The organism is Pseudomonas sp. JV245A, assembly GCF_032424515.1.
Taxonomy (GTDB): domain Bacteria; phylum Pseudomonadota; class Gammaproteobacteria; order Pseudomonadales; family Pseudomonadaceae; genus Aquipseudomonas; species Aquipseudomonas protegens.
In genome coordinates, this window is the sequence record NZ_VYKE01000247.1 from 1 (window position 1) to 4,749 (window position 4,749).

Consider the following 4,749-nt stretch of genomic DNA (forward strand, 5'->3'; position numbering starts at 1 on the left):
TGGGCAGCGGCCTGCTGGCCGGTTGCGACGCGGACAATTCCAGCGCCCCGGGCACGGTCGCCAGCGACCAGCCGCGCTACGGCGGGCGCCTGCGCCTGGGGATTCTCGACGGCAACCAGAGCGGCAACCTGGACGCCCACAAACCCATCGGCAGCGGCATCGTCCGAGGCTTCGCGCTGTACAGCAAACTCTGGGAATGGGACGAGCAGATGCAACCGCGCCTGGCCCTGGCGGAGTTTGCCGAACCCAATGCCGATGCCAGCAGTTGGACCCTGCGCCTGCGCCAGGGCCTGGAATTCCACCACGGCAAGAGCATCGACGCCGATGACCTGATCTTCTCCATCCGCCGCCTCACCGACCCACAGCTGGCCTCGCCCTACGCGGCGCTGCTGCACTGGGTGGATCGCGACAACCTGCAAAAGCTCGATGAGCGCACTGTGCGCCTGAGCTTTCGCGAGGGCCGCAGCTACATGCCCCTGGCGGAAACCTGGGTCAACTTCGGTGGCATCGTCCCGGTGGACTATCACCCGGTGACCAACCCGGTGGGTGCCGGCCCCTACAAGCTGAAAAGCTTCACCCCCGGCCAGCGCTCGCTGTTCACCCGCTTCGACAACTACTACAAGGACGGCCAGCCCTACGCCGACGAACTGGAGATCATCGACTTCAAGGATCAGGTGGCGCGCCTGGCGGCCCTGCGTTCCGGGCAGATCGACATGGCCAACGTGATGCCCACCGAACAGTTGCAAGTCCTGCAGCGCGACCCGCGGGTGCGGCTGCTGAAATCGGTGACCGGCAACTGGCTGTCCTTCGACATGAACCTGGACAAGCCGCCGTTCAACGACCCAAGGGTGCGCCAGGCCTTCCGCCTGCTGGCGGATCGCGAGGAGCTGGTGCGCCGCGCCCTGAACGGCCAGGGCCGGGTGGCCAACGACCTCTATGCCCCCAGCGACCCGACCTTCAACCACAGCCTGGGGCCCCGCCCCCACGACCCGCAGCGTGCGGCGCAACTGCTCAAGGAGGCCGGCCAGGAAAACCTCGAGCTGGAACTGGTGACCACCCCGGGGCCGGCCCTGACCTCGGCCCTGGTGCTGGCCGAACAGGCCAAGCGCATCGGCGTGACCCTCAAGGTCCGCCAGGTGGACCTGGCGACCTTCCAGGGCCCGCAACGCAACGACTGGACCCTGAGCACCGGCGGCAGCATCGGCGCGCCGTTCCTGGCCAGCGCGATCCACACCGACGCGCCCTTTGCCGTGTCCAACAAGACCCACTTCAACGACCCGCAGTTCAGCGAGGTGTTTCTCGCGGCCATGGCCCAACCCGACCTGCAACGACGCACGGCCCTGGTGCACCAGGCCCAGCAGATCCAGTACGAACGGGGCGGCATGCTGATCTGGGGCTACGCCGATCTGCTGGACAGCATCTCCACCCGCGTGGGCGGCGCCCGGGAAGAACAGTCGCTGTTCAGCACCTGGCGTTTCGAAAGGTTGTGGCTCAACAACAGCGCCTGACCCACCGCCCGACCGTAGGAGCTGGCTTGCCAGCGAAGGCGCCCGCAAGAGCACCGCGAGCCTCCAGGCCCTCTTCGCCGGCAAGCCGGCTCCTACAGAACATTCATGCGATTCAATATGAGGCTCATGTGCCATGCCCTCCAACGCCTTCGCTCGCCCCGCATTCGGCCCGGCCCTGGCCGTAGTGGTGTTTTCTTCCCTGGCGCCGCCGCTCTTCGCCGCCGATACCCAGTTGCAAACCGTCACCGTCCAGGCCAGCAGCCAGGCCGATGACGATGCCCTGCCCACCCGGCCACCGACCTCGGTGTATGGCGGCACCGAAACCCAGGTCCTGGACACCCCGCGCTCGATCACCCAGGTCAACGCCGAACAACTGGCCAACGACCCGATCCGCAGCGCCGACGACCTGGTCAAGTACGCCCCGGGGATCACCCGCGGTGGCGGGCAGAACGCCGGTATCGCCCCGCAGTTCCGTGCCCAGGGCTCGGAAGTGTTCCAGGACGGCCAACGCGCCTATGGCGTACGCCATCCGGCCAACTTCAACGCCTACGAGGGCGCGGACATCGTCGCCGGGCCTTCTTCGGTGACCTACGGTTCGGTGTCCGGCAGCGGCGGCTACGTCAACTACCTGAGCAAGAAACCCGATTTCAGCGGGTTCAAGACCCGTCTGAGCGGCGAGCTCGGTGCCTGGGTGCCGGACGGCCAGTCCCGCGACTCGCGCAAGTTCAGCCTCGACAACACCGGCCCCCTGAGCGACCAGTTGGCCTACCGGGTGAGCATCACCCAGCAGCGCCAGCAGGACTACTACGACAACGTCGACAACAATTTCGATGCCTTCTACGGGGCCCTGGCCTGGCGCAACGACAACCTACGGGTGGACTGGAACGCCAGCTACGACAACTACTACGACTACAACATCACCCACGGCTGGAACCGCGCCACCCAGCAACTGGTGGACAGCGGCAAGTACTATGCCGGCCGCGCCACGCCGATCATCCAGAACGGCAATACCCTGTGGTCGCCGGTGCTGGCCTCCGGTGCCGCCAATGCCCCGACCCTGGGCTGGGTGCAGCGCCAGCGCAACGCCCAGGGCCAGTACAGCGTGGTGGATGGCAGCTTCCAGGCGGCCTCGCCCAACACCCAGGCCAGCCCCGGCACCCTGCGCGGCTGGGTCTATGACCCGAGCCTGGCGGGCAACGGCTTGACTTCCCTGTCGCCACAGGCCGGCCAGCGCGGCGAAGACCAGAGCAGTTCACGGCGCTTCACCACCCAACTGCGCATCGAGGGCGACCTGTCCCCCAGCGTGACCCTGGCCAACAGCACCTTCTACCAGCGCTCCCGGGACCTCACCGACGCGGTCGGGGCGTTCCAGGTGCAATCCCGGGACAACCTGCTGGACAACCGCTTCGAGCTGCGCTCGGGCAATGAAACCCGGATCGGCGACCTGACCCTGCGGGACGACAGCAACAGTGGATTGATCTACCGCCGCGAGTTCAACCAGTCGATCGCCGCCAACAATCATTTCGGCTCCACCATCAACGCCTACGACCTGACCCTGGACCCTTCGGGCAAGAACCCCGGCGACCTGCTGGGGCTCACCGGCAGCAACCCGGCCGGCGGCAACGGCGCCTGGATCGGCCAACCCGGGGTGCCGCAATACTCCAACTACTACGGCTGGCTCAACCTGGCGGCCATGTACCCCGCCGGCCACGGCCTGTACGCCGAATCCCTGGCGCCCTACACCGCCGAAAGCACCTGGACCACCAAGACCCTGTTCAGCCAGCACAACCTGCGCCTGGGCGAGCGGGTGGGCCTGAACATCGGTGCCAGCCGCAGCTGGATCGACGCCCGGATCGACAACCCCTTCGTCCTTGCAGGTGGCAGCGACCGGCGCGACAGCCACAACTACCGGCTGTTCGCGTTCCAGGTCAGCCCCTACGTCAAACCCACCGAGAACAGCACCCTGTACTACACCTTCGACCGCTCCCTGGCGGTCAACACCGGGTTCTTCTCCAACGGCCTGGGCTGGGGCAGCGGCAGTGGCGCCAACCAGCTCAACCCCCTGGCGTTCCAGAGCCTGAGCGTGCTGCATGAACTGGGGCTGAAGGTCGAAGCCATCCCCGACCAGCTGTTCATGACCCTGGCCACCTTCAAGCAGGCCCGGGACCAGTCCCCGGACAGCAACAACAACATCGCCCGGCTGATCATCAAGGGCACCGAGGCGACCCTGCGCTACCAGCCAGACCCGCACCTGCGCAGCGGCCTCAACCTGTCCCGGCTCAGCGCCTACAACGAATTCACCTCCCAGGCCGGCTTCGCCTCCGCCGGGTTCATCCCCGACAACGGCACCGTGTTCGGCGACAACAACAGCCTCAACCAGCGGCCCTCCGGGCGCTTCGACGCGGTGCAGATCCCCGAGTACACCGCCAGCGGCTACCTCGACTACCGCTTCGACTCGGGCTTTGGCGCCGAGCTCTCCGGCTGGTGGACCAGCAGCTGGTACCTGAACCTGAGCAAGACGGTGAAGGTCCCCGACGAATACAACCTCGACCTGGCCCTGTACTACCGCCAGCCCCAGTGGAGCACCACCCTGCGGGTGCTCAACCTGACCAACGAACTGAACTTCGTCAGCGGCCTGGCCGGCTCCACCAACACCTTCCTGCAGCCCATGCCCGGACGCACCGTGCTGGCCCAGGTGGACTACCGCTTCTAGGCACTTTCCTTCTTCTGCGACCTCAGGACACTCCCCATGAGCATTGAATTCGTCGGCATGATCTTTCCCCGCCAATGGTCCGAAACCCGCGGCGTGCGCAGCCCGGACTTCGACCTGGCATTCATCCGCGAGCACGCGCGCGCCCACGAACACGCGGGCTTTGACCGAGTGCTGATCGCCAGCGGCCCGGGCAGCGCCGACAGCCTGCAGATTGCCGCCTACGCCGCGGCCCACACCGAGCGCCTGGGCTTCATGATTGCCCACCGCCCGGCCCTCAGCGCCCCCACCGTGGCGGCCCGGGCCTTCGCCACCCTGGACCACACCACCGGCGGAGGGCGCATCCGCCTGCATGCTATTACCGGCATCACTGCCGAGCCCCAGGAAGGCGACACGCTGCTGGACAAGACCGAGCGCTATCGACGCACCGACGAGTACCTGGAGATCGTGCGCCGCACCTGGACCGCCGAAGAACCCTTCGACTTCGAAGGCCGCTACTTCAACCTCAAGGGCGCGTTTTCCCCGGTCAAG

General features: G+C 66.8%; 3 protein-coding genes. All 3 read left to right on the plus strand.

The annotated features are described in order from the left end of the window. Positions 1-1,508 (plus strand): ABC transporter substrate-binding protein (locus tag F6S12_RS29805; protein WP_409999868.1); only part of this gene is annotated, 1,508 nt, incomplete at its 5' end. A 133-nt stretch (positions 1,509-1,641) separates the two neighbouring features. Continuing rightward, a complete protein-coding gene (locus F6S12_RS29810; protein WP_315869688.1) occupies positions 1,642-4,221 on the plus strand; it encodes a TonB-dependent receptor plug domain-containing protein in 2,580 nt (859 codons plus the stop codon). A 36-nt stretch (positions 4,222-4,257) separates the two neighbouring features. Further along, on the plus strand, positions 4,258-4,749 hold a 492-nt coding region (locus F6S12_RS29815), incomplete at its 3' end, for an LLM class flavin-dependent oxidoreductase (protein ID WP_315869689.1).

Coding starts and splice junctions, on each gene's coding strand:
- F6S12_RS29810 (WP_315869688.1), top strand. CDS start 1,642: ATGCCCTCCAACGCCTTCGCTCGCCCCGCATTCGGCCCGGCCCTGGCC.